This window comes from Spiribacter aquaticus (assembly GCF_007625215.1).
Classification (GTDB): Bacteria; Pseudomonadota; Gammaproteobacteria; order Nitrococcales; family Nitrococcaceae; genus Spiribacter; species Spiribacter roseus.
The window spans coordinates 56,378-81,593 of record NZ_VMKP01000002.1; the positions used below are offsets into that span (position 1 = coordinate 56,378).

The 25,216-nt window shown below is 65.6% G+C and carries 21 protein-coding genes, 3 tRNA genes and 1 pseudogene; 10 read left to right on the forward strand and 15 right to left on the reverse strand.

Going from position 1 to position 25,216, the window contains the following annotated elements:
• Positions 1-27: 27 nt before the first annotated feature.
• The 3 genes from FPL11_RS03580 to FPL11_RS03590 all read right to left on the reverse strand — a co-directional run bounded on the left by FPL11_RS03580 (position 28) and on the right by FPL11_RS03590 (position 3,994).
• Complete coding sequence (locus FPL11_RS03580; RefSeq protein ID WP_144347375.1) at positions 28-1,377, reverse strand: DegQ family serine endoprotease; 1,350 nt, start codon at positions 1,375-1,377, stop codon at positions 28-30.
• Between the two features lie 64 nt (positions 1,378-1,441).
• Entirely contained in the window at positions 1,442-3,028 is a 1,587-nt protein-coding gene (locus tag FPL11_RS03585) for a peptide chain release factor 3 (RefSeq protein WP_144347377.1), read from the reverse strand.
• An 81-nt stretch (positions 3,029-3,109) separates the two neighbouring features.
• Positions 3,110-3,994, reverse strand: coding sequence for a hypothetical protein (locus FPL11_RS03590; protein ID WP_144347379.1), 885 nt, complete (start codon positions 3,992-3,994; stop codon positions 3,110-3,112).
• Positions 3,995-4,374: 380 nt separating this feature from the next.
• Here FPL11_RS03590 and FPL11_RS03595 point away from each other — a divergent pair, with 380 nt between their 5' ends.
• The 4 genes from FPL11_RS03595 (at position 4,375) to fabB (ending at position 8,558) form a co-directional block, all read left to right on the forward strand.
• A complete protein-coding gene (locus FPL11_RS03595; protein ID WP_200833589.1) occupies positions 4,375-4,830 on the forward strand; it encodes a YcgN family cysteine cluster protein in 456 nt (151 codons plus the stop codon).
• Positions 4,821-6,710 carry a 1-deoxy-D-xylulose-5-phosphate synthase gene (gene dxs, locus FPL11_RS03600; RefSeq protein WP_200833588.1) on the forward strand — a complete coding sequence of 630 codons (1,890 nt, stop codon included), beginning with the start codon at positions 4,821-4,823 and terminating at the stop codon, positions 6,708-6,710. The genes FPL11_RS03595 and dxs overlap by 10 nt, the downstream gene beginning before the upstream one ends.
• A gap of 90 nt (positions 6,711-6,800) precedes the next feature.
• Complete coding sequence (gene fabA, locus FPL11_RS03605) at positions 6,801-7,319, forward strand: bifunctional 3-hydroxydecanoyl-ACP dehydratase/trans-2-decenoyl-ACP isomerase (RefSeq protein WP_069134433.1); 519 nt, start codon at positions 6,801-6,803, stop codon at positions 7,317-7,319.
• Between the two features lie 12 nt (positions 7,320-7,331).
• Positions 7,332-8,558: a beta-ketoacyl-ACP synthase I gene (gene fabB / locus FPL11_RS03610; protein ID WP_144347383.1), complete on the forward strand. Its 1,227-nt coding sequence runs from the start codon at positions 7,332-7,334 to the stop codon at positions 8,556-8,558.
• On the opposite strand, the gene prpR is transcribed toward fabB, so the two are convergent.
• Positions 8,553-10,460, reverse strand: coding sequence for a propionate catabolism operon regulatory protein PrpR (gene prpR, locus FPL11_RS03615; RefSeq protein WP_144347385.1), 1,908 nt, complete (start codon positions 10,458-10,460; stop codon positions 8,553-8,555). The genes fabB and prpR overlap by 6 nt on opposite strands.
• Before the next feature lie 215 nt (positions 10,461-10,675).
• Here prpR and prpB point away from each other — a divergent pair, with 215 nt between their 5' ends.
• The 4 genes and pseudogenes from prpB to FPL11_RS10180 all read left to right on the forward strand — a co-directional run.
• The gene (prpB, locus tag FPL11_RS03620) at positions 10,676-11,569 is read left to right on the forward strand and encodes a methylisocitrate lyase (RefSeq protein ID WP_144347387.1); all 894 of its coding nucleotides are present in this window, start codon (positions 10,676-10,678) and stop codon (positions 11,567-11,569) included.
• Positions 11,566-12,717 (forward strand): bifunctional 2-methylcitrate synthase/citrate synthase, encoded by a 1,152-nt coding sequence (gene prpC, locus FPL11_RS03625; RefSeq protein ID WP_144347389.1) that lies wholly within the window; start codon positions 11,566-11,568, stop codon positions 12,715-12,717. Before prpB ends, prpC begins: the two co-directional genes overlap by 4 nt.
• Before the next feature lie 24 nt (positions 12,718-12,741).
• Positions 12,742-14,169, forward strand: coding sequence for a bifunctional 2-methylcitrate dehydratase/aconitate hydratase (locus FPL11_RS03630; RefSeq protein ID WP_069134429.1), 1,428 nt, complete (start codon positions 12,742-12,744; stop codon positions 14,167-14,169).
• A 49-nt stretch (positions 14,170-14,218) separates the two neighbouring features.
• A pseudogene (locus tag FPL11_RS10180) lies at positions 14,219-14,326 on the forward strand (acetyl-coenzyme A synthetase N-terminal domain-containing protein); the annotation flags it as partial.
• A 119-nt stretch (positions 14,327-14,445) separates the two neighbouring features.
• On the opposite strand, the gene folM reads toward FPL11_RS10180, so the two are convergent.
• The 6 genes from folM to uvrC form a co-directional block, all read right to left on the reverse strand.
• Positions 14,446-15,153: a dihydromonapterin reductase gene (folM, locus tag FPL11_RS03640; protein WP_144347410.1), complete on the reverse strand. Its 708-nt coding sequence runs from the start codon at positions 15,151-15,153 to the stop codon at positions 14,446-14,448.
• A 22-nt stretch (positions 15,154-15,175) separates the two neighbouring features.
• Positions 15,176-15,260: transfer RNA gene (locus FPL11_RS03645), tRNA-Leu, on the reverse strand.
• A gap of 7 nt (positions 15,261-15,267) precedes the next feature.
• Positions 15,268-15,341 (reverse strand) — tRNA-Cys (locus FPL11_RS03650).
• 39 nt (positions 15,342-15,380) lie between these two features.
• A tRNA-Gly gene (locus FPL11_RS03655) sits at positions 15,381-15,456 on the reverse strand.
• Positions 15,457-15,493: 37 nt separating this feature from the next.
• Positions 15,494-16,060, reverse strand: coding sequence for a CDP-diacylglycerol--glycerol-3-phosphate 3-phosphatidyltransferase (gene pgsA / locus FPL11_RS03660; protein ID WP_144347412.1), 567 nt, complete (start codon positions 16,058-16,060; stop codon positions 15,494-15,496).
• Between the two features lie 27 nt (positions 16,061-16,087).
• Positions 16,088-17,908, reverse strand: coding sequence for an excinuclease ABC subunit UvrC (gene uvrC / locus FPL11_RS03665; RefSeq protein ID WP_144347414.1), 1,821 nt, complete (start codon positions 17,906-17,908; stop codon positions 16,088-16,090).
• Between the two features lie 48 nt (positions 17,909-17,956).
• Here uvrC and FPL11_RS03670 point away from each other — a divergent pair, with 48 nt between their 5' ends.
• Positions 17,957-18,790 carry a RibD family protein gene (locus FPL11_RS03670; RefSeq protein WP_144347416.1) on the forward strand — a complete coding sequence of 278 codons (834 nt, stop codon included), beginning with the start codon at positions 17,957-17,959 and terminating at the stop codon, positions 18,788-18,790.
• On the opposite strand, the gene FPL11_RS03675 is transcribed toward FPL11_RS03670, so the two are convergent.
• A complete protein-coding gene (locus tag FPL11_RS03675; protein WP_144347418.1) occupies positions 18,787-20,181 on the reverse strand; it encodes a class II fumarate hydratase in 1,395 nt (464 codons plus the stop codon). The two genes, FPL11_RS03670 and FPL11_RS03675, sit on opposite strands and share 4 nt — an antisense overlap.
• 56 nt (positions 20,182-20,237) lie before the next feature.
• On the opposite strand from FPL11_RS03675, the gene purB reads away from it, so the two are divergent.
• On the forward strand, positions 20,238-21,620 hold the full coding sequence (gene purB / locus FPL11_RS03680) for an adenylosuccinate lyase (protein ID WP_144347420.1): 1,383 nt from the start codon (positions 20,238-20,240) through the stop codon (positions 21,618-21,620).
• On the opposite strand, the gene FPL11_RS03685 is transcribed toward purB, so the two are convergent.
• From FPL11_RS03685 to cysM, 4 genes are read right to left on the reverse strand one after another with little or no spacing between them, the layout of a single operon-like run.
• On the reverse strand, positions 21,544-22,185 hold the full coding sequence (locus FPL11_RS03685) for an NUDIX domain-containing protein (protein ID WP_144347422.1): 642 nt from the start codon (positions 22,183-22,185) through the stop codon (positions 21,544-21,546). The genes purB and FPL11_RS03685 overlap by 77 nt on opposite strands.
• Positions 22,186-22,207: 22 nt before the next feature.
• Entirely contained in the window at positions 22,208-23,539 is a 1,332-nt protein-coding gene (rlmD, locus tag FPL11_RS03690; RefSeq protein WP_144347897.1) for a 23S rRNA (uracil(1939)-C(5))-methyltransferase RlmD, read from the reverse strand.
• 5 nt (positions 23,540-23,544) lie between these two features.
• The gene (locus FPL11_RS03695; protein WP_144347424.1) at positions 23,545-24,315 is read right to left on the reverse strand and encodes a 3'-5' exonuclease; all 771 of its coding nucleotides are present in this window, start codon (positions 24,313-24,315) and stop codon (positions 23,545-23,547) included.
• Positions 24,312-25,205, reverse strand: coding sequence for a cysteine synthase CysM (gene cysM, locus FPL11_RS03700; RefSeq protein WP_110883451.1), 894 nt, complete (start codon positions 25,203-25,205; stop codon positions 24,312-24,314). Before cysM ends, FPL11_RS03695 begins: the two co-directional genes overlap by 4 nt.
• Positions 25,206-25,216 lie beyond the last annotated feature (11 nt).

Sequence of the window (25,216 nt, forward strand, 5' to 3'; positions counted from 1 at the left end):
CTTTTTCAGTGCCGGATCGTCGCCGGCTCAGCGGATCAGGACAAAGAATGCCCCGTTATTGCGGCGGACATTGAGCAGCAGCCGCTCGCTGCCCTCGACCTGCGCGCGGAATGCAGCCATGGAATCCACGGCCTCACGGTTGACCGATGTGATGACATCGCCCGGCTGCAGGTACTCCGCGGCGCGGCTGCCCTGGGCGACGTCGGTCACCAGCACGCCCTCGACCTGACCGAACAGCGGCGAGCGCTCGTCAAGCTCGCTGAACGTGGCACCGGCCAGACCCGGGTGCAGCGCATCGGCACTCACCTCCCCCGACTGGGGATCCGCCACGGTGGCCGTGGTGGTCTGCGTTTCCCCGTCGCGGACGTAGGTCATGCTGACCGCATCACCGATCCTGAGCAGTCCAATCGCGTTGGCCATGGCATTGGCATCGGGGATGCTCGTGCCATTCACCTCAATGACAATGTCGCCGGCCTGCAGGCCGGCCTCGGCCGCGGGCGAATTGGGGGTCACCTGGCTGATCAGGGCACCGTCGTTGCGGTCGATGTCAAAGGCCTCGGCCATCTCGGCGGTCAGGTCCTGGACGCGCACGCCCAGAATGCCGCGCCGTACCTCGCCATATTCAATGATCTGGTCCATGACCTGACGGGCCATGTTCATAGGCACGGCGAAGCCGATGCCGATATTGCCGCCGCTGCGCGAGAGAATCGCGGTATTGATGCCCACCAGCTCGCCGCGCAGATTGATCAACGCACCGCCGGAGTTGCCCGGATTGATGGACGCATCGGTCTGGATGAAGCTCTGCAGGCGCGCCCCGTTGTTGCCCGGCAGCGTCCGGTCAAGGCCGCTTACCACACCGGTGGTCACGGTGTGATCAAGGCCGAAGGGGTTGCCGATGGCCATGGTGTAGTCGCCCACCCGCAGGCTGTCCGAGTCCGCCATGGGCAGCGCGGTCAACTCCTCCGCGTCGATCTGCAGCACGGCGATATCCGTCTCCGGATCGGAGCCGACGATTTCCGCCGACAGCTCGCGGCCGTCATTGAACGCCACGGTAATCTCATCGGCCTGGGCGATCACATGATGGTTGGTCAGCACATAGCCCTGATCGGCATTGACCACCACACCCGAGCCCAGCGACTGCACTTCGCGCTGGCGCGGCTGTTCGGGGGCGTCAAAGAACCGCCGGAAGAATGGGTCGTTGAGAAGCGGGTTGGATTCGGCCTCGACCGTGCCGGATGTGGCGATGTTCACCACCGCCGGCGAGACCTCCTCGACCAGAGGCGCGAGGCTTGGCGTGTTGCCGTTCTCATCGACAATCTGTGTCTGGCCGGCCATTGGCAGCGCCAGCAGTAACAACATCAGCAGTGCACGTCGCATGTCGTTCTCCACGTTTTTGGTAACGCTTTAGACATGGCGGCATACCACCGCGATTTTCAAGGCCTTAGTGCTCGCGGGTTGCGCGGAACTCGATATCCGGCCAGCGTTCCTCGGTGAGCTGCAGGTTGACCCGCGATGGCGCGATGTAGGCCAGCGCCCCGGAGACATCCTCCGCCAGGTGCTCCAGCTGGCGCTCCTGAAAACGCGCCAGCTGGCGTGGGTCATCGCTATAGACCCAGCGCGCCGTGGACACATTCACCGGCTCGAACTGGCAGTCCACGCCATACTCCGTGCGCAGGCGATGAGCCACCACATCGAACTGCAGCGCACCGACCGCCCCGACGATCAGGTCGTTGCCCATCAGCGGGCGGAAGAGCTGTGATGCCCCTTCCTCGCAGAGCTCCACCAACCCTTTCTGCAGCGCTTTCATGCGCATGGGGTCCTTGAGCACCGCCCGGCGGAACAACTCCGGGGCAAAGTTGGGAATGCCCTCGAACTTCAGTGACTCACCCTGGGTGAACGTATCGCCGATGCGGATGGTGCCGTGGTTGTGCAGGCCGATGATGTCCCCCGGATAGGCGGTCTCAACATGCTCACGGTCCGAGGCCAGAAAAGTGATGGCGTTGGCGATTTTCACGTCCTTGCCGATCCGCGCATGGCGGACCTTCATGCCCCGCTCGAACGCCCCCGAGCAGACGCGCATGAACGCGATGCGATCACGATGATTGGGGTCCATATTGGCCTGGATCTTGAAAACAAACCCGGTCAGCGGTGTTTCCTCCGGGGCCACCGTGCGGGTTTCGGCGGCGCGGGGTTGCGGCGGTGGGGCATGCTCGACAAACCGGTCCAGCAGTTCCTGGAGTCCGAAGTTGTTGACCGCCGAGCCAAAGAAAACCGGGGTCAGCTCACCGGCGAGGTAGGCCTCACGATCAAATTCATTCCCCGCCTCGCGGACCAGTTCCACCTCGTCGCGAAGCTCCTCGGCCTGCTCGCCCAGGGCCTCATCAAGACGCGGATTATCAATCCCCTCGATGGTCTCCCCGGCCTCGATGCCGCCGGCATGCTGAGCGCCGAACAGGTGTACGCGGTCATCGAGCAGATTGAACACGCCACGAAACCGCTTACCCATGCCGATGGGCCAGGTGACCGGCGCGCAGCGCATGCGCAGGATCCGCTCGACCTCGTCCATCAGGTCCATGGGGTCGCGCCCCTCGCGGTCGAGCTTGTTCATGAACGTCATGATCGGTGTCGTGCGCAGGCGGCAGACTTCCATCAGCTTGATGGTGCGCTCCTCAACGCCCTTGGCGGCATCGATCACCATCAACGCCGAATCCACCGCGGTCAGCGTGCGGTAGGTGTCCTCGGAGAAGTCGGCATGGCCCGGCGTGTCGAGCAGATTCACCATGCGATCCCGATAGGCGAACTGCATGACCGATGAGGTCACGGAAATCCCGCGTTCCTTTTCCATCTCCATCCAGTCGGAGGTCGCATGACGACTGGACTTGCGCCCTTTCACCGTCCCCGCCAGCTGAATGGCACCGCCAAACAGCAGCAGCTTTTCAGTGACCGTGGTTTTACCCGCATCGGGGTGCGAGATGATGGCAAAGGTCCGGCGGCGGGCCGCCTCGGCGGCAATGGTCTTGTCTGGCATTCGTATCCGCGTTGTCTGAATTGAAAAGGCGCACGGGGCGTGATGTCCGCCGTGCGCCTCAAAAGATCGGATTGCGTTCGGCTAGTCGAGCGAGCGGATTTCCAGATCCCCCGAGGGGGCTCGATTGACTGCTTCAACGGGGCCGACGGTGCTCGAGAGAACCGTGCCGGTATTGCCGAAGTCATCGACAACGTTGGCGCGCGCCCGGATCTGCTGACCCGCAAGCTGTCGATCAAGGGGCAGCGAGCGCGTCGCTGATTCCGCCGCCTGACGCCATGTTCGACCGTCTTCCGAGGCCTCCCAGACCAATGAGATGTCAGCGATACCGTCGCGATCGCTGATGCGACTGGTGTCGGCACGCAACGTGTCTCCGACCCGGGTGGGTCCGTCAATCAAAAGTTCGCCTTGGACCGGATCATTGACGTTTCGAATCGGGTCAGTGGCCGCGCTCTCGATGCGCTCTTCGGCGCCGAAACCGTCGACATAGCTGACGACTGCACGCAGGTACCGACCAACCTCGTCCTGGGTCAGCGTAATGGTGTCGCCCCGCCAGTCATTCCCCCGGTAGCGCTGCCACGTGCTGCCGTCGCTGGAAATTTCCCAGCGGTAATTCAGCGGACCAATCCCATCAACGTCACGGATCGCGCTGATGTCGGCGCGCAAGGTCTCATTCTGCGCCTGAATGCCCCGCAGCTGCAGTTGCCCGGTCGGCACGTCGTTTACGTTACGGACCGGTGAGGTGGGCTGGGTAGTGATCGATTCGAGCGTACCGCCGCCATCAACGTACTCGATCATGACGCGCAGGCGGCTGCCCACATGGGTTTGGCGGGGGGTGAAGGTCTGGCGCGTAGCGCCATCGATTTTCCGCCAGCTACCCCGCTCCGCATTAAAGGCCTGCCACTGGATCGATGGGGTGCCGAGCCCATCCGGGTCGCTGAGGTCGGATAGGTCAATGACCAGGGGCACATTTTGTAGAGGGCCATCAGCGCGGGAGCTCACCGAGCCACTATCGCCTGCCGCGGGCTGGGCAGTCTGCGAGGCCTCAGACGTCGTCTCCCTATCCATCCGCGTCTCGGCTGTCATCCCTGAAGACGGCTCGGCGACGTCGTCGGGGTTGCCCCCGGCGAGCGTGACGCACGCCGTTAATAATGGGACCAACGCAAATGCCCGGCCCACCGTCCTTGTCGTTCTCATAATTCCCATCCAATCGGCCAAATGCGGAATTCCACTCATAACTGCCGTTGGCTGGAGCATAATCACATTAGGATGACGCCGCCACCCCTGGGGCTGCATTGGTGCGGTGGCTGGCATCGCCGTCGCCGGGCCAGTCGCGGTACACTCAAGGAATGACAGTGTTCACAACACCGTTCTGGCAGCGCAAGTCCCTCGCCGAGATGTCCTGGCCCGAGTGGGAGGCCCTCTGCGACGGTTGCGGGCAGTGCTGCCGCCATAAGCTGGAGGACGCCGATTCGGGCGAGGTCTACCCCACCCGGGTGGCCTGTCAGCTGCTTGACTCTCACAGTTGTCAGTGCAGTGATTACGCCGATCGCCACGCAACGGTTCCGGACTGCATACAGCTGACGCTTGCCAAGGTGGCAGCCTACGAGTGGCTGCCCACAACCTGCGCCTATCGCCGGCTTTACCACGGCGAGGACCTGGACTGGTGGCACCCGCTGGTCTCAGGCGACCCAGAAACCGTGCATGCTGCGGGGATATCGGTGCGCGGTCAGCTGGTCAATGAAAAAGAACTACCCGCCAGTGCCGAGCTGGAAGACTATCTCGAGGAGAGCCCATGGACATGAGTGCTTACCCGCTGCTGGAAGGGATTGATGAGCCGGCCCATCTGCGCGAGCTGCCCCAGACGCAGCTGCCGCGCCTGAGCGAGCAGTTAAGGGATTACCTGCTCAACAGCGTGGCGCGCTCGGGTGGTCACCTCGCCGCCGGTCTGGGGGCGGTGGAGCTCACCGTCGCCCTGCACTATGTGCTCAACACCCCCTATGACCGGCTGGTCTGGGATGTCGGGCATCAGTGCTATCCCCACAAGATCCTCACCGGCCGGCGGCAGGAGATCAGCCGGGTGCGAAAGATCGACGGGCCCGCCGGTTTTCCGGTGCGCGATGAGAGCCCCTACGACACGTTTGGTGTCGGGCATTCCAGCACCGCGATCAGCGCGGCCCTCGGCATGGCCCTTGGCAGCCGCAACCGCGATGACGGGCGCAAGACCTGTGCGGTGATCGGCGATGGCGGCCTGACCGCCGGCGAGGCGTTCGAGGCCCTCAACCATGCCGGCGACGTGCGCCCCGATCTGCTGGTGGTGCTCAACGACAATGAGATGTCCATCTCGGAGAACGTCGGCGCGCTCAACAAGACCTTCGCGCGACTGCTCGCCGGGGGGGTGTACGGCAACATGCGCGCCGAGGCCAAGAATGTGCTCGAGCGCATGCCGGGTCCGATGCGCGACTTCGCCAAACTCGCGGAGGAGCACGTCAAAGGCATGCTGGTGCCCGGCACGTTCTTCGAAGAGCTCGGCTTTCAGTACTTCGGACCGGTGGACGGTCACGATGTCGACGAACTGGTCACCGTCCTCGGCCGGCTGCGTGAGATGGACGGCCCGCGCATCCTTCACTGCGTGACCCGCAAGGGCAAGGGCTACGCCAAGGCCGAAGCCAATCCCATTGCCTACCATGGCGTGAAGGCATTCGACCCGGCCGCCGGTCTCAAGGCCGCCACCGAGGCCGCGCCGCTCACCTACACCGATGTGTTCAGCCAGTGGCTCTGCGACATGGCCGAACAGGAGCCGCGGCTGTGGGGCGTAACCCCCGCCATGCGCGAGGGCTCCGGGCTGGTGGCCTTCGCCGAGCGCTTCCCCGATCGTTATCTCGACACCGCAATTGCCGAGCAGCACGCCGTGACGCTATGTGGCGGGCTGGCCTGCGAGGGCGAGAAGCCGGTGCTCGCCATCTACTCGACCTTCCTCCAGCGCGGTTATGATCAGCTGATTCACGACATCGCGCTGCAGAACCTGCCGGTGGTCTTTGCCCTGGATCGGGCCGGATTGGTGGGCGCCGACGGGGCCACCCATCACGGCATGTTCGACTTCAGCTACATGCGCTGCCTGCCCAATGTCACCGTTATGGCACCGGCGGACGAGCGCGAGTGCCGGCAGATGCTCTCCACGGCCCTGGCCATCGAAGGCCCGGCCTCGGTGCGCTACCCGCGCGGACGTGGCCCGGGCACAGTCCCCGAGACCACCCTCGAGACCCTGCCGGTGGGGCAGGCGCAGATCCGGCGCTGGGGTCAGGGCATCGCCCTGCTCGCCTTCGGCACGATGGTGGCCCCGGCAGAGACGGTGGCTGAAGAGCTCGATGCCACGCTGGTCAACATGCGCTTCGTCAAACCGCTGGATGAGGCGTGCATCCGCGAAATGGCCGAAACCCACGACGCCATCGTGATCCTCGAGGAGAACATGGTGGCCGGTGGCGCCGGCTCGGCCGTCGCCGAGACGCTGGCGCGCCTGGACCTCAGGCCTCGCCTGCTGCAGATCGGTCTCGCCGATCACTTCGTCGATCATGGCGAGCGTGATGAGCAGCTCGCGCTGGTGGGGTTGGATACCGACGGCATCCGTCAGCGGATTCACGATTGGCGTGATCGCACGGTTGCGAGTCCGGCCACCAGTGAGTAGTGTCAGGCGGCTGGAACAGCCCTTTCCCCAACGCCGCCGCGCTTCGACATGTCAGGGCCATGTCACCGAAGCTGCGGCTTGCGGATATTCATGAATCAGAAATCCAGTTATAGCTACGATGAACTCCTTGCCTGCGGCCACGGCGAGCTGTTTGGCCCGGGCAACCCGCAGCTGCCGGTCCCGAACATGCTCATGTTCGATGCGATCACGCACATCGATGATCACGGCGGTGGTTATGAAAAGGGCCAGGTCGAGGCCGAACTGGCCGTCAAGCCCGATCTATGGTTTTTCGGCTGCCACTTCCCCGGCGATCCGGTCATGCCGGGCTGCCTCGGCCTGGATGCGCTCTGGCAGCTGCTGGGCTTTTACCTGGGCTGGATCGGCGGCGAGGGCAAAGGCCGGGCATTGGGCTGCGGCGAGGTGAAGTTCACCGGCCAGATCCTGCCGGACAACGCGCTGGTCCACTACCGGCTTGACGTCAAACGCATCATCCGGCGGCGGCTCAACATGGGCATCGCCGATGGCTTTGTGACCGTTGATGGCGAGGAGATCTACCGCGCCATGGACCTGCGCGTCGGTCTGTTCCAGAATCCGCAGAGCAATCTCTAAGGGAGTCGAAACGTGCGGCGAGTGGTAGTCACCGGCATGGGCATCGTCTCTTGCCTGGGCAACGATGCGGCAACCGTCACCGAGGCCCTGCGAAACGGGCGCTCGGGGATCCGTTTCAGTGATGAATACGCCGAGCGTGGCCTGCGCAGCCAGATCGCGGGGCAGCCTGATATCGATCTGGAGGCCGCCATCCCACGGCGCGCGCGGCGCTTCATGGGCGATGCCGCGGGCTTCGCCTATGTCGCCATGCAGCAGGCCATCGATCAGGCCGAACTGCCCGACTCGGTGGTGTCGAACCCGCGCACCGGCCTGATCGTCGGCTCCGGCGGTGCTTCCACGGAAAACGTCGTGCGCTCGGCGGATATCCTGCGCGAGCGTGGCGTGCGCAAGATCGGCGCCTTCGCCGTGCCCAAGGTCATGGGCAGCACGACCTCCGCCTGTCTGGCGACGCCGTTCGCCATCAAGGGCATCAACTACAGCATCTCCTCGGCCTGCGCGACCAGCGCCCACTGCATCGGCGCAGCCATGGAGCAGATCCAGCTTGGCAAGCAGGACGTCATGTTCGCCGGCGGGGGCGAGGAAGAGCACTGGTCGCTGACCATGCTGTTCGATGCCATGGGCGCGCTGTCCACCGGCTACAACGACACCCCTGAGCGTGCCTCGCGGCCCTTCGACCGGGATCGCGATGGGTTCGTGATCGCCGGCGGGGGCGGCATGCTGGTGCTCGAATCGCTCGAGCATGCCGAGGCGCGCGGCGCCCCGATCCTTGCCGAGCTGGTGGGCTACGCCGCCACTTCGGATGGCTATGACATGGTGGCGCCCTCCGGCGAAGGCGCCGAACGCTGCCTGGGTCAGACACTGGAGATGGCGGGCATCAATGCGGACCGGCCCGTGGATTACGTCAACGCCCACGGCACCAGCACCCCGGCCGGGGACATCACCGAGCTGCGGGCGCTGGAAGCGGTCTTCGGCGCCGAGCGCCCGCCGGTGAGCTCCACCAAGTCGCTGACGGGTCACTCCCTGGGGGCCGCCGGCGTGCAGGAGGCCATCTACTCGCTGCTGATGATGCAGGCCGGCTTCATCGCCGGGACCCTCAACGTCGATCACCTCGACGCCGAGGCCGGCGACTACCCCGTGGTCACCGAGACCCTCGAGAATCGCCGCCTCGACCGGGTGGTCAGCAACAGCTTTGGGTTTGGTGGTACCAACGCCAGTCTGGCCTTCGAGCGCTTTTCATGACGCGCCGGACAGGCGTCGCCAGAGCGTACTGCGGCTGATCCCCAGCTGACGGCAGGCGGCACTCCGATTGCCGTCGCATTGGGCAAGCACCCGATGGATCGCGTCGATGTCATCAACGGCGGCCCGGGGCGGCGTCGTATCGCTGAAAAGCTCCGGGACCAGGCGCTCGAGCCGCTGCTGATCCATGGGCCCGGATTCAAATCCCGGGGCAAAGATCGCCAGGCGCTCGATCAGGTTTTCCAGTTCGCGGATATTGCCCGGCCAGTGATAGGCTCGGCAGTACGGTATCACCTGCTCGAGCATCGCCGGCATGGCGCTGGTCCGGCCCTGGCGGGCAAGTGCCCGGCCGGCAATGCTGCGCGCCAGTGCGGGCAGATCATCAAGCCGCTCGCGCAGCGGCGGCACGTCGAGCCGCAGGATGTTGATGCGGTAGTAGAGATCCTGCCGGAAGGCCCCCTCCGCCACCGCGGCCGCCAGGTCGCGATGGGTGGCGGCAATGACGCGCACATCCACCGGTGTCGGTTGGGTGGCGCCCAGCCGGATCACCTCATGTTCCTGTAGGACCCGCAATAGCCGGGTCTGGAGCGTAAGCGGCATCTCCCCGATCTCATCAAGAAAGATCGTGCCGGTGTGGGCCGATTCAAACAGCCCGGGTTTGCCGCCGCGCCGCGAGCCGGTGAAAGCGCCCTCCTCAAACCCGAACAGTTCGCTCTCCAGCAGGCTCTCGGGGAAGGCCCCGCAGTTGAGGGCGACAAATGCATGCCCCCGCCGGGCACTGGCGTTGTGGATGCCCTGGGCGAGCAGCTCCTTGCCGGTGCCACTTTCGCCGAGGATCAGCACGGTGGTATCGGTGGCGGCATACTGGGCCGCCAGCGTGCACGCCTCGCGCAGTGGCTGCGAGTCGCCGATGATCCCGTCGAGCTCGTAGCGGGCGGCGAACTGCCGGGGCTTGTTGGTGGAGCGCAGGCTCCGGTCCACCCGCTGGATGGTCGCCGAGTCCTGAACCGTGACGACCGCCCCGGTCTGCACACCCTGCTCGCGGATCGGGATGCGGTTGGTGACAACGGTCCGGTTGCCGATGCGCTGGACGCCCCCCAGCTCCGTCACCCCGTGCGCCAGGGTGTCATGCAGGGCCAGCTGGCTTGCCACCTGGCTCAGCCGCCGCCCCTCGACCGCGTCGGCATCCACCCCCAGCAACCGGGCCATGGCGGGATTGAACGACTGCACCCGCTCATCCATGTCCACCGCCACCACGCCCTCCTCGAGCTGCTGGAGGATGGTATCGAGACGCTCACGGCGCGCCGCCTCGATCCGCCCGATACGGCTGATCTCAATGGCGCTGTCGAGCGCCTGCTCCACGGAGGCGCGCGAGTAAACGAAAATGCCCGCGAGGCCCGCCTGTTCGGCCAGGTCGGTGACCAGCCCCGGTCCGATGATCGCCCCCACCCCGCGGCCCGCCAGGGCACTGACGCGGCGTTCGGCATCGGCGGCCGTCTCGTAGGCGTAGTGCTCCAGTTCAAGTCCAAAATGCTGTTTGAATTCAATCAGTTCAGGATGAGTGGTGCCATGGCTTATCAAGGCGATGCGGCGGGCCGATCGGCGCGCCGTCGCCAGTGCGTTGAGCACATCAAAGCCGGTGAGGGTCACGAGTATCACCGGCAGGGCCAGGTGCCGCCGCAGAAACGCCCCGTTCGAGCCCGCGGCCACCACCGCGTCCACGCCGCGGGTCTGTTGATAGCGGCGGATTTCGGCCAGCGCGTCGTCAAAACCGCGATCGACGATATGCACATCGGCCTGCGCGGCGTAACTCGGGACGATCACCCGAAACACCTCCTTGAGGCGGCTGAAGCCCACCGCAAGGATCACCGGCCGATCCTCGCCCCGCACTGATTGATCCGCCATCGCCCCTCCCCGATCGCCCGGTCCCGAGCGTTTCATTATTCGTTTCAGGGTAGTTCACTGCGACACGCAATGAAACACTGCGGGCCGGGGCCGAACCCATCCAATCGCCCCCAACGCCCGCGAAAACCGCGCGTTGGACCCGATGTCAGGCGATTCCCGGCGCGCTGGCACGCGGCTTGCAGTAAGTTTAATAACAACGAGGAGGAGACCCCGCCATGTCGACATCATCCGAGTCGCCCGGTCGGCGCTTTCGCGCCGCGGTCGAAAACGAAAACCCCCTGCAGGTCATCGGCGCCATCAACGCCTATCACGCGGTCATGGCGACCCAGGTGGGCTATAACGCCCTGTATGTCTCCGGTGGCGGTGTGGCGGCCGGGTCCATGGGCCTGCCGGATCTGGGCATCACCACGCTCGACGATGTCGTCACCGACGTCAATCGCATCACCGATGCCGTCGATACCCCGCTGTTGGTGGACGCGGATACCGGCTTTGGCGGCGCGTTCAACATCGCCCGGACGGTGCGCTCGCTGATCAAGGCGCGGGCCGCCGCCTGCCATATCGAAGACCAGGTCCAGACCAAGCGCTGCGGCCACCGACCGGGTAAGGCCATTGTCTCGAAGCAGGAGATGGTCGATCGCATCAAAGCGGCGGTGGACGCCCGGACCGATCCCGACTTCGTCATTATGGCCCGCACCGATGCCCTCGCGGTGGAGGGCCTGGACGCCGCCGTCGACCGCGCCGGCGCCTACATCGAAGCCGGTGCCGATATGCTGTTCCCCGAGGCCATCACCGAGCTCGGCATGTATCGCGCCTTCAGCCAGGCGGTGGATGTGCCGGTGCTCGCCAATATCACCGAGTTTGGTTCGACGCCACTGTTCGACCGCGACGCGCTGGGCGGTGCCGGCGTGGGGCTGGTGCTCTATCCGCTCTCGGCGTTCCGGGCGATGAATGCCGCGGCACTCGATGTCTATCGCCGTGTGCGCGCCGACGGCACCCAGGCCGGTGTGGTCGATCGCATGCAGACCCGCGCGGAACTGTATGAATTTCTTGACTATCACGCCTATGAGGCGAAGCTCGATCAACTGTTCAGCATGGAGAACGGACAATGAGTGACACCCCGTCAGCCCCCAAGCCCAAGAAATCCGTTGCCCTTTCCGGTGTCACGGCCGGCAATACCGCGCTCTGCACCGTCGGCCTGACCGGCAATGACCTGCACTACCGCGGCTACGACATTCTCGATCTCGCCGAGGGCTGCGATTTCGAGGAGACCGCCTATCTGCTGGTGTACGGGCATCTGCCCAATGCCGGCGAACTGCGCCGCTACAAGACCGATCTCAGGCGCCTGCGGGGCCTGCCGGCGCCGGTCAGGGCCGCCCTCGAGCAGCTCCCCGCCGCCACCCATCCCATGGACGTCATGCGCACCGGTGTGTCCCTGCTCGGTTGCTGCCTGCCCGAAAAAGACGACCACGCCGAGGCGGGTGCCCGCACCATCGCCGATCGACTGCTCGCCTCGCTGGGCTCGGTCCTGCTCTACTGGTATCACTTCAGTCACAACGGCCGGCGCATTGATGTGGAAACCGATGACGATTCCATTGGCGGCCATTTCCTGCACCTCCTGCATGGCGAAGCGCCGTCGGCGGCCTGGGAACGCTCGATGCATACCGCGCTCACCCTCTACGCGGAGCACGAATTCAATGCCTCGACGTTCACCGCCCGGGTGGTCGCGGGCACCGGGTCGGACATGTACTCGGCGGTGACCGGGGCGATCGGCGCACTGCGCGGGCCCAAGCATGGCGGCGCCAACGAGGCGGCGTTCGAGATCCAGCAGCGCTATCGCAGCGCCGATGAGGCCGAGGCCGACATCCGCGAGCGCATCGCCAACAAAGAGGTGGTCATCGGCTTCGGTCATCCCGTCTACACCATCAGCGACCCGCGGAACGAGGTCATCAAGCGCATCGCCCGCGATCTCACCGACCGCAATGGCAACACCCGCCTTTTCCAGGTGGCCGAGCGCATCGAGTCGGTGATGGCCGACGCCAAGAAGATGTTCCCCAACCTGGACTGGTTCTCGGCGGTGGCCTTCAACGCCATGGACGTCCCCACCGCCCTGTTCACCCCGCTGTTCGTCATCGCACGCACCAGTGGCTGGGCGGCGCATGTCATCGAGCAGCGCCAGGACAACAAGATCATCCGCCCGAGTGCCAACTACATCGGCCCCGACAATCTGAAATTCGTGCCGCTGGATGCGCGCGACTGATCCATGACCCACGGAGAACAGCCCATGAACAACGCCGATACCGTCCTCACTGACATCGTCGACTATGTCAGGGACTACCCCATCGACCGCGATGTGGCCCTTGAAACCGCCCGCAACTGCCTGATCGACACCCTCGGCTGCGGCCTTGAGGCACTGGAGTATCCGGCCTGCACCAAGCTGCTGGGCCCCGTCGTGTACGGCACCACGGTCCCCAACGGCACCCGGGTACCGGGCACCCAGTTCCAGCTCGATCCCGTCCAGGGCGCGTTCAATATCGGCGCCATCATCCGCTGGCTCGATTTCAACGACACCTGGCTGGCCGCCGAGTGGGGGCACCCTTCGGATAATCTGGGCGGCATCCTCGCCACCGCCGACTGGCTGTCGCGCACGGCCGTCGCCGAAGGCCGCGCACCGCTGACCATGCGCGAGGTGCTGATCGCCATGGTCAAGGCCCACGAGATCCAGGGCGTGATCGCGCTTGAGAACTCTTTCAACCGCGTCGGCCTGGATCATGTGGTGCTGGTCAAGGTGGCGACCACGGCGGTGGTGGCCGACATGCTGGGCCTCTCCCGCGAGGAGATCCTCAACGCCGTGTCACTGGCCTGGGTGGACGGTCAATCGCTGCGCACCTACCGCCACTATCCCAACGCCGGCAGCCGGAAGTCCTGGGCGGCCGGTGATGCCACCGCCCGCGGCGTGCGCCTGGCGTTGATGGCCAGAACCGGCGAGATGGGCTATCCCACTGCGCTGAGCGCGCCGACCTGGGGGTTCTATGACGTCCTCTTCAATGGCGAGCCGTTCTCGTTCCAGCGCGGCTATGGCAGCTATGTCATGGAAAACGTGCTCTTCAAGATCAGTTTTCCCGCGGAGTTCCACGCCCAGACCGCGGTGGAGGCGGCCGTCACGCTGCATCGCCGGCTGGCCGAAATGGGCCGCTCGGCGGCGGATATCAAGCGCATCAGTATCCGCACCCACGAGGCCTGCATCCGCATCATCGACAAGCAGGGGCCGCTCAACAACCCCGCGGACCGCGATCACTGCGTGCAGTACATGGTGGCCGTGCCGTTGATCTTCGGTCATCTCACCGCCCGCGACTACGAGGACAGTGCCGCCGCCGATCCGCGCATCGACGCCCTGCGCGAGAAGATCGTCTGCGTTGAGGATGCCGGTTTCACCGCCGACTATCACGACCCGGCCAAGCGCTCGATCCCCAACGCCCTGACCGTCGAGCTCAATGACGGCACGGTCCTTGACGAGGAGGTCGTGGAATACCCCATCGGCCACAAGCGCCGGCGCGAAGAAGGCATCCCGCTGCTCGAGGACAAGTTCCGGACCAATCTGGCGCGGCGTTTCCCGGCCCGTCAGCAGCGGGCCATCCTTGATGTCTCGCTGGATCAGGCGCGTCTCGAATCAATGCCGGTGCACGAGTATGTCGATCTGTATGTGATCTGAGCGGCGCGCACACCGCGTCGCGACAATAATAATCCGGGAGGAGAGTCCCATGAATTACGCAGCGATTTATCAGCGATCCATCGATGATCCCGCCGGCTTCTGGCGCGATCAGGCCGCCGAGCTCGACTGGTACCGGTTTCCCGAGACCATCCTCGGCCGCGACGAAGCGGGCCACGACCGCTGGTTTACCGACGGCGAGCTTAACCTGTCGCATCTGGCCCTCGACCATCACGTTGAACAACGCCAGACGCTAGCACGATCGCGGGGGCGGTCGACTCAGACCAGGTTCCGCCCCCCATCAAGGCCAATGCGCCGACCGGTGATGTACGGATTATCCAGCAGAAACTGCAGGGTCTGCACCGCCGCCGTCTCGCCCGGGGCGATTCCGAGCAGCGATTTCTTCAGGGTTTTCTCGCGATACGCCTCGCTGTCGCCCTCGTTGAACATGATCAGCGACGGGGCGATGCTGTTGACCTTGACCCCGGGTGACAGCAGCCGGGCAAAGGACAGGGTCAGATTGTCCAGCGCGGCTTTGCTGGCGGCATAGGCGATGTGCTTGGCACTGCCCTTTTCCACCACATAGTCGGTCATATGGACGATATCGGTGGGGGTGTCGCTGTTCTCAAGCAGATCCCGGCAGGCCAGGTTGATGCGGTAGGGCGTCGTGCTGTGGATCTGCATCATGGCCGCCATGACATCCGCCGGATCCGTATCCGGGCTCTCCGGAAGCCAGTCCGAGGCATTGTGGATGATCGCCCGCAGCGTGGGGGTCTGCGCCCTGAGGGTATCAATGAACGCGTCGACGCCGGCGTTACTCGCGAAGTCGGCGTGAAGGCACGTCGCGCCGGCCTGCACCAGGTCATCCACCGCGGGTCGATGGGTGCGATAGGTGGCGATGATCGGGACGTCGCGCTCGAGACAGTGCTTGGCGAACGCAAGCCCGATACGCTGACTGGCACCGGTGATGAGGATGGGCGCGGTCATTACATGCTCCGGCTGATGGAGATGGTGCCCGGAGTGGGACTCGAACCCACACGGCCAAAGCCCCGGGATTTTAAGTCCCGTGCGTCTACCAGTTCCGCCATCCGGGCGGATAGATGGAGGCTAGGGCCGGAATCGAACCGGCGTTCACGGCTTTGCAGGCCGCTGCATCACCATTCTGCCACCTAGCCATAAAAAACCCCGACCGTGACCGGTCGGGGTCGCCTGTTTGGAGCGGGAAACGAGATTCGAACTCGCGACCCCAACCTTGGCAAGGTTGTGCTCTACCAGCTGAGCTATTCCCGCGTCACAGCCCGTTATTCTAGTCAGGGCGCTGTATGTGTCAACCCTGCTCGACCCGGTCGAGGGTCCGCAGCGCCGCCGACAGATAAAGCACCATGGAGTACAGCGTAAGCCCGGCGGCGGCATAAAGCATCACGAGCCCCACCGGCCAGGTGGGGATGCCCTCGATCTGATGGCGATAAAGCAGGAACACGATAGCGATCATCTGCAGCGCCGTCTTGACCTTGCCGGTCATGCCCACCGCCACGCTGGCGCGCTGGCCCAGCTCGGCCATCCACTCGCGCAGTGCCGACACGGCGATCTCGCGGCCGATGATCACCGCCACCGGGATGGCCACAAGGGCGGTGGGCGACTCGACGAGCACGATGATCAGCGCGATCGCCACGATCAGCTTATCGGCCACCGGGTCCAGGAATGCGCCAAACGGCGATGCCTGGTCCCAGCGCCGCGCCAGAAAGCCATCCAGCCAGTCGGTCACGCTTGCAAGGGCGAACACGAAGGCGGCCGCGCCGTTGGACCAGGGGGCCGGCAGCAGGAACAGCAGACCCAGCACCGGGATCATGACGATCCGCAGCCAGGTCAGGATATTAGGGAGCGTCATTTCCATGATTGCGAGCCTACCATCGCCTGATTGTCAGCCATTCAAATGCCCGTGGATCCGCTCCGCCAGCGCGGTGCTGATGCCCTGCACGCGACTCAGGTCCTCGACCCCCGCGCGCTTGATGCCCTTCAGCCCGCCGAACTGCTTCATCAGTGCCTGACGCCGCTTCGCGCCCAGTCCCGGGATTTCCTCCAGACTGGACTGCTGACGCGACTTGCCACGCCGGTTGCGATGCCCGGTGATGGCAAACCGATGGGCCTCGTCGCGGACCTGCTGGAGAAGATGCAGCCCCGGTGACTCGGGTGCAAGCCGGATCTCAGCCGATCGACCCGACACCAGCAGTACTTCCTCGCCGGGCTTGCGGCGTGGCCCCTTCGAGATCCCCACCGCCAGGACGCCCTCGATGTCGAGCGCCTCAAGGACCGCCTCGGCCTGCCGGAGCTGGCCCAGACCACCGTCGATCAGCAGCACATCGGGCGCGGTGCCCTCGCCGTCGCGCAGGCGCTGAAAGCGACGGGTCAGTGCCTGGTGCATGGCGGCGTAGTCGTCACCGTCGGTGATGCCGTCAATGTTGAAGCGTCGATAGTCGTCCTTGATCGGCCCTTCGCGCCCCATGACCACGCACGACGCCACGGTGGCCTCGCCGCGGGTATGACTGATGTCAAAGCACTCGATGCGCTCGGGGATCGCCTCGAGCGACAGCGCCTGCTGGATATCGTCAAAGCGCCGCTCCATCAGCGCCTCGCCGCTCATGCGGGCACTCAGGGCGTGATCGGCGTTGCGCTGTGCCATCTCCATCCAGCGCCGCCGCTCGCCGCGCAGCCGGGCACTGATCCGCACCCGATGGCCGGCATCATTGCTCATCGCTTCTTCGAGCACCTCGCCGTCTTCAAGCTCATGGCTGACCAGCAGTTCCGCCGGCGGCGACTGACCCAGATAGTGCCGCGCGATGAATCCATAGAGGATTTCCTCTGGTCCCGTCTCGGGGGGCACGCGCGGAAAATACGTCTGATTACCGAGATTCTGACCGTCACGGATGACGAAGACCTGGACACAGGCCAGGTTTTCGCGCAGCCGGCAGGCGATCACGTCGACATCACCGCGCGCCCCCGAGACGTACTGGCGCTCCTGGATACGCCGCAGGCTGGTGATGCGGTCGCGCAACCGCGCCGCCTGTTCAAAATCCTGATCCTCGGCCGCCGCCTCCATGCGGCGGACCAGTTCGTCGACCACCTCGTTGCTCTGCCCCGAGAGGAACATCTCGACGTGGCGGACATCGTTCGCATAGTCCTCCTCGCTGATATAGCCCACGCAGGGTGCCGTACAGCGGCCGATCTGGTATTGCAGGCAGGGCCGCGTGCGATGCCGGTAGAAGCTGTCACGGCACTGCCGCACCGGGAAAACCTTCTGCAGGTGGTTGAGGGTCTCGCGCACCGCACCGGAGGAAGGAAACGGGCCAAAATAGCGCCCCTCGCCGCGGCGCTGGCCGCGGTGGAAACCCAGACGCGGGAAGTCCTGCTGGGTCGAGAGGTAAATGAACGGATAGGTCTTGTCGTCACGCAGCAGGACGTTGTAGCGCGGCCGATGCTCCTTGATCAGGTTGTTCTCAAGGATGAGCGCCTCGGCCTCGGTGTGCGTGACGGTCACCTGAAGGTCGGCCACCTGCCCCACCAGGGCCTGGGTCTTGGCATTATGCGCGCCCTTGCGGAAGTAGCTGCTCACGCGGCGCTTGAGATTGCGGGCCTTGCCCACGTAAATCACCGCCCCCGCGTCATCGAACATGCGATAGACGCCGGGCGCCGTTGGCAGGGTCTTGAGGACCGGATCCGGGTCGAAGGGCTTGGTCTGGCTCATGCCCCCATTCTAGCGCGCCTGAGGGCTTTGCCGTATCGTCCCGCGGGCATGAACGCACCCATTACTGCCTGTTACCCCGACCCCGGAACGGCGCGCCCGCTCACCGGCCTTTATCTGGACCATGCCCTGCCCGACCGCGGTCGTCATGGGCCGTTCATCTACGCCAACTACATCGCAAGCCTGGATGGGCGCATCAGCGTCCCCGCAGACACAGGCGGCCAGGGGGTGCCGGAGAGCATCGCCAATGCCCGGGACTGGCGGCTGTTCCAGGAGCTCGCCGGGCAGGCGGACCTGCTGCTGAGCTCGGGCCGATATCTGCGCGACCTCGAGGCCGGCACCGCCCAGGACAGCCTGCCCATCGGCATCGATGACGCATTCAGCGACATCCGCGCCTGGCGCGTTCGCCACGGGCTGGCTCCGCAGCCGGACGTCGCGGTACTCAGCGCCGGACTCGATTTTGCCGTTCCGAGGCGTCTGCTCGACCAGGGCCGACGGGTGATTGTGATCACCGGCGAATCCGTGCCTGACAGCCGCGTGCAGGCCCATGAGCGGGCTGGCACTGAAGTGATCGTTCTGCCAAATGTCGCGCGCCCGGGCGGCGCCGCGCTGGTCACCGCCCTCCAGGCACTGGCCTATCGGCGCATTTACACCGTGGCCGGCCCGTTCGTCCTGCATACCCTGCTGAGCGCGAATCTTCTCGACTCGCTATTCCTGACCACCGTGCATCGGCTGATCGGCGGCCAGCCGTTCGCGAGCCTCTGCGAGGGCGATCTGCTGGCCGAGACCGGCGATTTCCAGTTGGCGTCGATGCATCTCGACGCCCACGGCCCCGGCGGCTGCACGCAGACGTTCAGCCGCTACGACAGGACGCCCGGCCCTTAATCCGCGCCCGGGATGCCCCCGGCGGTCAATGCCCGGGGATCGAGCAGCCGTTCAAGCTCATCGTCGGAGAGATCCGTCATCTCCCGGGCAAGGTCCATCAGCGGCCGACCCTCGGCGTAGGCGCGCTTGGCGATCTTCGCACCCAGTTCATAGCCAATCTCGGTGTTCAGCGCCGTCACCAGGATGGGGTTGCGGCCGAGCGCCGCTTCAAGCCGCTCGCGATTGACACTGAATCCGGCCACCGCCCGATCCGCCAGCGCAGTGGACGCATTGGCCAGCAGCGAGATGCTCTCGAGCAGATTATGGGCCACCACCGGCAGCATCACATTGAGCTGGAAATTCCCCGACTGGCCGGCAATGGTGATGGTGGTGTCGTTACCGATCACCTGGGCGCAGACCTGCGCGACCGCCTCCGGGATCACCGGATTGACCTTGCCCGGCATGATGCTGCTGCCCGGCTGCAGCGCCGGCAGGGCGATCTCGCCCAGTCCCGCCAGTGGCCCGGAGTTCATCCAGCGCAGGTCGTTGCTGATCTTCATCAGGCTGACGGCCACGGTCTTGAGCTGCCCGGAGAGCTCCACGGCGGCGTCCTGGGTGCTCAGGCCCTCGAACCGGTTGGGCGTGGGGTAAAAGCTGACGCCGCTCCGCTCGGTGAGCGCCGCCGCCACCGCATCGGCAAACTTCGGGCGGGCGTTGATGCCCGTGCCCACCGCCGTGCCGCCCTGGGCCAGGGCACGCACCCGTTCCATCGCCGAACGGATCCGCACCTCACCCTGACGGATCTGAAACGCCCAGCCGCCGATCGACTGGCCGAGTGTCACCGGCATGGCGTCCATGAGATGCGTGCGGCCGGTGGTGGTCACGTCATTGAGGTCTTCGGCGCGGCGCTCAAGCGTCGCGGCCAGGTGATCCAGCGCCGGCAGCAGCTCCTCGGCACAGGCAAGGGTGGCGGCGACGTGAATGGCGGTGGGGATCACGTCATTGCTGCTCTGGCTCATGTTGACGTGATCGTTGGGGTGCACGGGCGAGCCCAGCGATTCGGTGGCGAGGCGCGCGATCACCTCGTTGGCGTTCATGTTGCTGCTGGTCCCGGAACCGGTCTGGAACACATCCACCGGGAACTGGGCGTCGTGTTCGCCCTCGGCTACGCGCTCCGCGGCCTGGGTGATGGCCCCGGCGATGGCCGCATCAAGATCCCCCAGGGACTGGTTGGCCTGCGCGGTCGAGGCCTTGACCCGCCCCAGCGCCTGGATGAACCGCCGCGGCATGGGCAGCCCGCTGATGGCGAAGTTATCGACGGCCCGCTGGGTCTGGGCGCCATAAAGGGCCTCGGCGGGCACCTGCAGCTCGCCCATGCTGTCCGATTCGGTCCGAAATCCCTGCTCACTCATCATCGTCTCTCCGGTTCTTGTAAACTATGTGCTCAATTTCAAGCGCGTTGGAGCCCATGGAACTCAGTCAGCTTACCGCCATTTCCCCCATCGACGGTCGCTATGGCCGCAAGACCCAGGCCCTGCGCTCGCTGGTCAGTGAGTATGGGTTGATCCGCCATCGCGTGCTGGTCGAAGTCGAATGGCTCAAGGCGCTCGCCGCCGAGGATGCCATCGCCGAGGTGCCGCCCCTGTCGGACAGCGCGGCGCGGGCGCTGACCCGCATCGCCACGGATTTCGACGAAGCGGATGCCGAACGGGTCAAGGCCATCGAGGCCACCACCAACCACGACGTCAAGGCGGTGGAGTACTTCATCAAGACCGCCATGGCCGGGCATGCGGAGCTGGCTGCGATCACCGAGTTCGTGCATTTCGCCTGTACATCCGAGGACATCAACAACCTGGCCTACGCGCTCATGCTGCGCCGTGCGCGCAATGATGTATTGCTGCCGGATGCGGATCAAATCATCCAGCGTCTGCGCGCGCTCGCCCACGAGCACGCCGATGTGGCGATGCTGGCCCGCACCCATGGTCAGCCCGCCTCGCCGACCACCCTCGGCAAGGAATTCGCCAACGTCGCCGCCCGCCTTCAGCGCCAGCGCGACCAGTTGGCGGCGGTGCCGATCCTCGGCAAGATCAATGGCGCGGTGGGCAACTTCAACGCCCACCTGAGCGCCTATCCGACGGTGGATTGGCCCCGTTTTTCAAAGCATTACGTCGAAAACCTGGGACTGGACTACAACGCCTACACCACCCAGATCGAACCCCACGACGGCATCGCCGAACTGTTCGACACACTGGCGCGGTTCAACACCGTGGGCATCGATCTGGTGCGCGATCTGTGGGGCTATATCGCCTTTGGCTATTTCCGCCAGCGCACCGTCGAGGGCGAGATCGGCTCGTCGACCATGCCGCACAAGGTCAACCCCATCGACTTCGAGAACGCTGAGGGCAACTACGGCATCGCCAACGCCCTGCTCGAGCATCTCGCCCGCAAGCTGCCGGTGTCGCGCTGGCAGCGGGACCTGACCGACTCCACGGTGCTGCGCAACGTCGGCGTGGGGCTTGCCCAGACGGGTGTCGCCAATGCCTCGCTGATCCGTGGCCTGGACAAGATCGCGGTCAACCACGCGCGCATCGCCGCCGATCTGGACGATAACTGGGAGGTCCTCGCCGAGGCGATCCAGACGGTGATGCGGCGCTACGGGATCGACGAGCCCTACGAAAAGCTCAAGGCCCTGACCCGCGGCAAGCGCGTGGACAGCGCCGCCCTACAGGCGTTCGTCGACGAGCTGGCACTGCCTGAGGCCGTGCGCGACGAGCTCAGGGCGTTGACGCCGGCCCGTTATACGGGGCTCGCGGCATCGCTTGCCAGCGATCTCGGACAACCGCGCGATTGAGCGCAAGCCACTGCAGGGCAATGATCGGCATGGCGGCGGTGAGCGCGCCGCTGTCGAGCATGGCAATCGCCTCGTCCGCCGGCACCACATGGACCCGGATGTCCTCGCCCTCGTCGGGATGGCCATGGCCTTCGCGGCGCAGATCGCGGCTGTCCACCGGCGCACAGTAGACCCGGGCCGTCTGGGAACTGCCCCCGGGGCTGACCAGATAGTGGGCGATGGGCATCAGCTCGCCCAGGGCGCAGTCCGCCTCCTCGCGGGTCTCCCGGTGGGCGACATCCTCGTCCCGTTCGCCCGGCTCGATGATGCCGGCGATGGTCTCGAGCACCCAGGGGCCAAACCCCGTCTCGAGGGCGCCGACCCGGAACTGCTCGACCAGCACCACCTGATCGAGCCACGGGTCATAGGGCAGGACGGCGACGGCGTTGCCCCGTTCAAGGCGCTCACGCACCAGGACCTCGCTCTGCCCGCCGGCGAACAGGGCATGGCGCAGGGTGAAGCGGCTCACCTGAAAGAACCCGTCATGGACGGTCTCGCGAGCGATGATTTCGTAGTCTCGGGGCATGACGATGGCTCCAGGACGGGGGTCAGCGGCTGAAAACCGCCATTGCCTCGGCGTGGCCGGTATGCGGGAACATGTCCATCAGCCCGGCCGCCTCAAGCCGATAGCCATAGCGGTGCACCAGTTCACCGGCATCGCGGGCAAGGGTCGACGGCCCGCAGGATACGTAGACGATGCGCGACGGGCCGAGCGCGTCCAGGCTGGGCAGCACTTCGAGGGCGCCCGAGCGGGGCGGATCAAGCAGGGCCCGATCAATGCCCTCGCCCAGCCAGTCGGCATCCGGCGGGATACGGGTCAGGTCGGTGGCGGCGAAGCGCGCATTATCAATGCCGTTGATCGCGGCGTTCTCACGGCCCCGCTCGACCAGCGGCTCATCGCCCTCGACACCGATCACCGCCGCAGCATTCTGGGCGATGGGCAGGGTGAAGTTGCCCAACCCGCAGAACAGATCCAGCACCCGGCTGTCCGGCTCGAGAGCGAGCTGCTCGATGGCCTGCGGGACCATCTGTCGGTTGATCGCGGCGTTGATCTGCGTGAAGTCGGTGGGCGCAAAGGCGAACCGCAGATCGAATTCCGGCAGCCGGTATTCAAGTCGTGACTGATCATGTCCCAGCGGCGCCACGGTGGACTCATTGCCGGGCTGCTCAAAGATCAGCACATCGTGGGCGTTGCCAAACGCGATCAGCGCTTCGCGGTCTTCCGGCGTCAGGGCGCGCAGGTTGCGGAACACCAGCCCCACCGCCTCATCACCGGCGGCCACTTCGATCTGGGCAATGCGATCGGGCATGCTCAGTGCCCGGATCAGCTGCGCCAGTGCGGGGATCAGGGGGCCGACCCGCACATCCAGAACATGGCAGGATTCAATGTCGGCGACAAACGGGCTGAAGCGCTCCCGAAACCCCACCAGCACCCGGTCGCCCTTGCGCGGTACATACTTCACCCCCAGCCGGGCCCGCCGTCGATAGCCGGCAGTGGGTCCGGTGAGCGGTGGCAGCCAGCGCGCCGGCGACACCCGACCGGTGTGCTCGAGCAGCTCAGCGAGGGTGCATTCCTTATGCCGGACCTGGGCGGCGGGATCCATATGCTGCAGGCTGCAGCCGCCGCAGACGCCGAAGAACTCGCACGGCGGGGTCACGCGATCGGTCGCCGGCGGGCCGACCACCGAGACGGCCTGACCCTCCTGCTGGCGGCGGCGCTGGCGGCGGATATCCGCCGTGACCCGCTCGCCGGGCAGTGCGCCCTGGATGAACGCGGTCCGGCCGTCGTTGACACCGATGCCGCGCCCCTCGTGGCTGATGCGATCGATATCCAGCTCGACCGGGGTCTGGGGCAAGCGTCGGCCGCGTCGTCCTCCCATGCCGGTCAGCCCGTCCACGCGTTGAGAAACTGCTCGAGATGGGGCTTGTCGGCCTCGGTCAGCGCCTCGCGGACGCGGGCACACTCCCGATCGTAGTCGGTGGCGTCGAGCTCACCGCGCAGGCGCCGGAACCGCAGCCAGAGCAGGTAGGTGTTCAGCACATCGTGCTCGCAGTAGTCCCGCACGGCGGCGAAGTGGCCGGCATCGATCTGGTGGCGCACGTCCGCGCCGCTCATCCCGAGTTTGCCGGGCAGTCCGCAGAGCGTGGCGACCTGATCCAGTGGCGCCACCGCCCGCCCCGAATAGCCGGCCAGCACATCCATCAGATCGGTGTGCCGGTCGTGAAAGCGGTTGTGGTAGTTGTTGAAGCGGAAGTCGCGGTCGGTGGCCCCCGTCTCCCAGTAGCGCGGCGCGCTCAGGCCGTGCATCAGCGCCCGGTAGTGCAGGACCGGCAGATCGAATCCGCTGCCATTCCAGCTGATCAGACGTGGCACATAGCGCTCGATCCCATCGAAGAACCGGTCGATCAGGCGCGCCTCATCATCGCCGCCCTCGCCCAGCGAGAACACGGTGAACCGGTCACCAATCAGCGCCGCCACCGAGATCACCACCACACGGTGCAGCGGCAGGCGCAGAAAATCCGAACCGGTCTCTTCGCGGCGCATGGCGAGCAGCGCCTCGGCGGCATCGTGGTCATCCAGCCCGTCCAGGCCGTGCAGGCGACGGCCACCGGCCACATCCGGCACGGTCTCGATATCAAAGGCGAAGACGTTCATTGATCGGGGAACACGCCGCTCGACAGATAGCGGTCTCCGCGATCGCAGACGATGCTCACGATGGTCGCGTTCTCGACCTCTTGCGCGATCTGCAGCGCGGCCCACAGGGTGCCACCGCTGGAAATCCCGGCGAAAATGCCTTCCTCGGCGGCCAGGCGGCGGGTCATCGTCTCGGCCTCGTCCTGCGCCACCTCGACCACCCGATCGACGCGGTGTGACTCGAAGATCGCCGGCAGATACGCCTCGGGCCATTTGCGGATGCCGGGGATGCTCGCCCCCTCGCGGGGCTGGGCGCCGACGATCTGTACCCCGGGGTTCTGCTCCTTGAGATACCGCGATACCCCCATGGTCGTGCCGGTCGTGCCCATGGAGGCCACGAAATGGGTCACCGCGCCGCCGGTGTCACGCCACACCTCAGGGCCGGTGCCATTGTAGTGAGCGCCCCAGTTATCGGGGTTGGAGAACTGATCAAGGACCCGGCCCTTGCCCTCGGCCTGCATGCGCAGCGCCACGTCGCGGGCGCCCTCCATGCCCTCGGCCTGGGTGACCAGCACCAGTTCGGCCCCGTAGGCACGCATCGAAGCGCGCCGCTCGACGGTCATGTTCTCGGGCATGATCAGCACCATGCGATAGCCCTTGACCGCCGCCGCCATGGCCAGCGCGATGCCGGTGTTGCCGCTGGTGGCCTCGATCAGGGTATCGCCGGGGCGGATCTCGCCCCGTCGCTCGGCCTGGGTGATCATGTTCATGGCCGGCCGGTCCTTGACCGAGCCGGCCGGGTTGTTGCCCTCGAGCTTGAGCAGCACCGTGTTCGAACCGGTATCCGCAAGCCGCTGGAGGCGCACCAGCGGGGTGTTACCGACGCATTGATCAACGCTTGGATATGTCATGCCCGGATTGT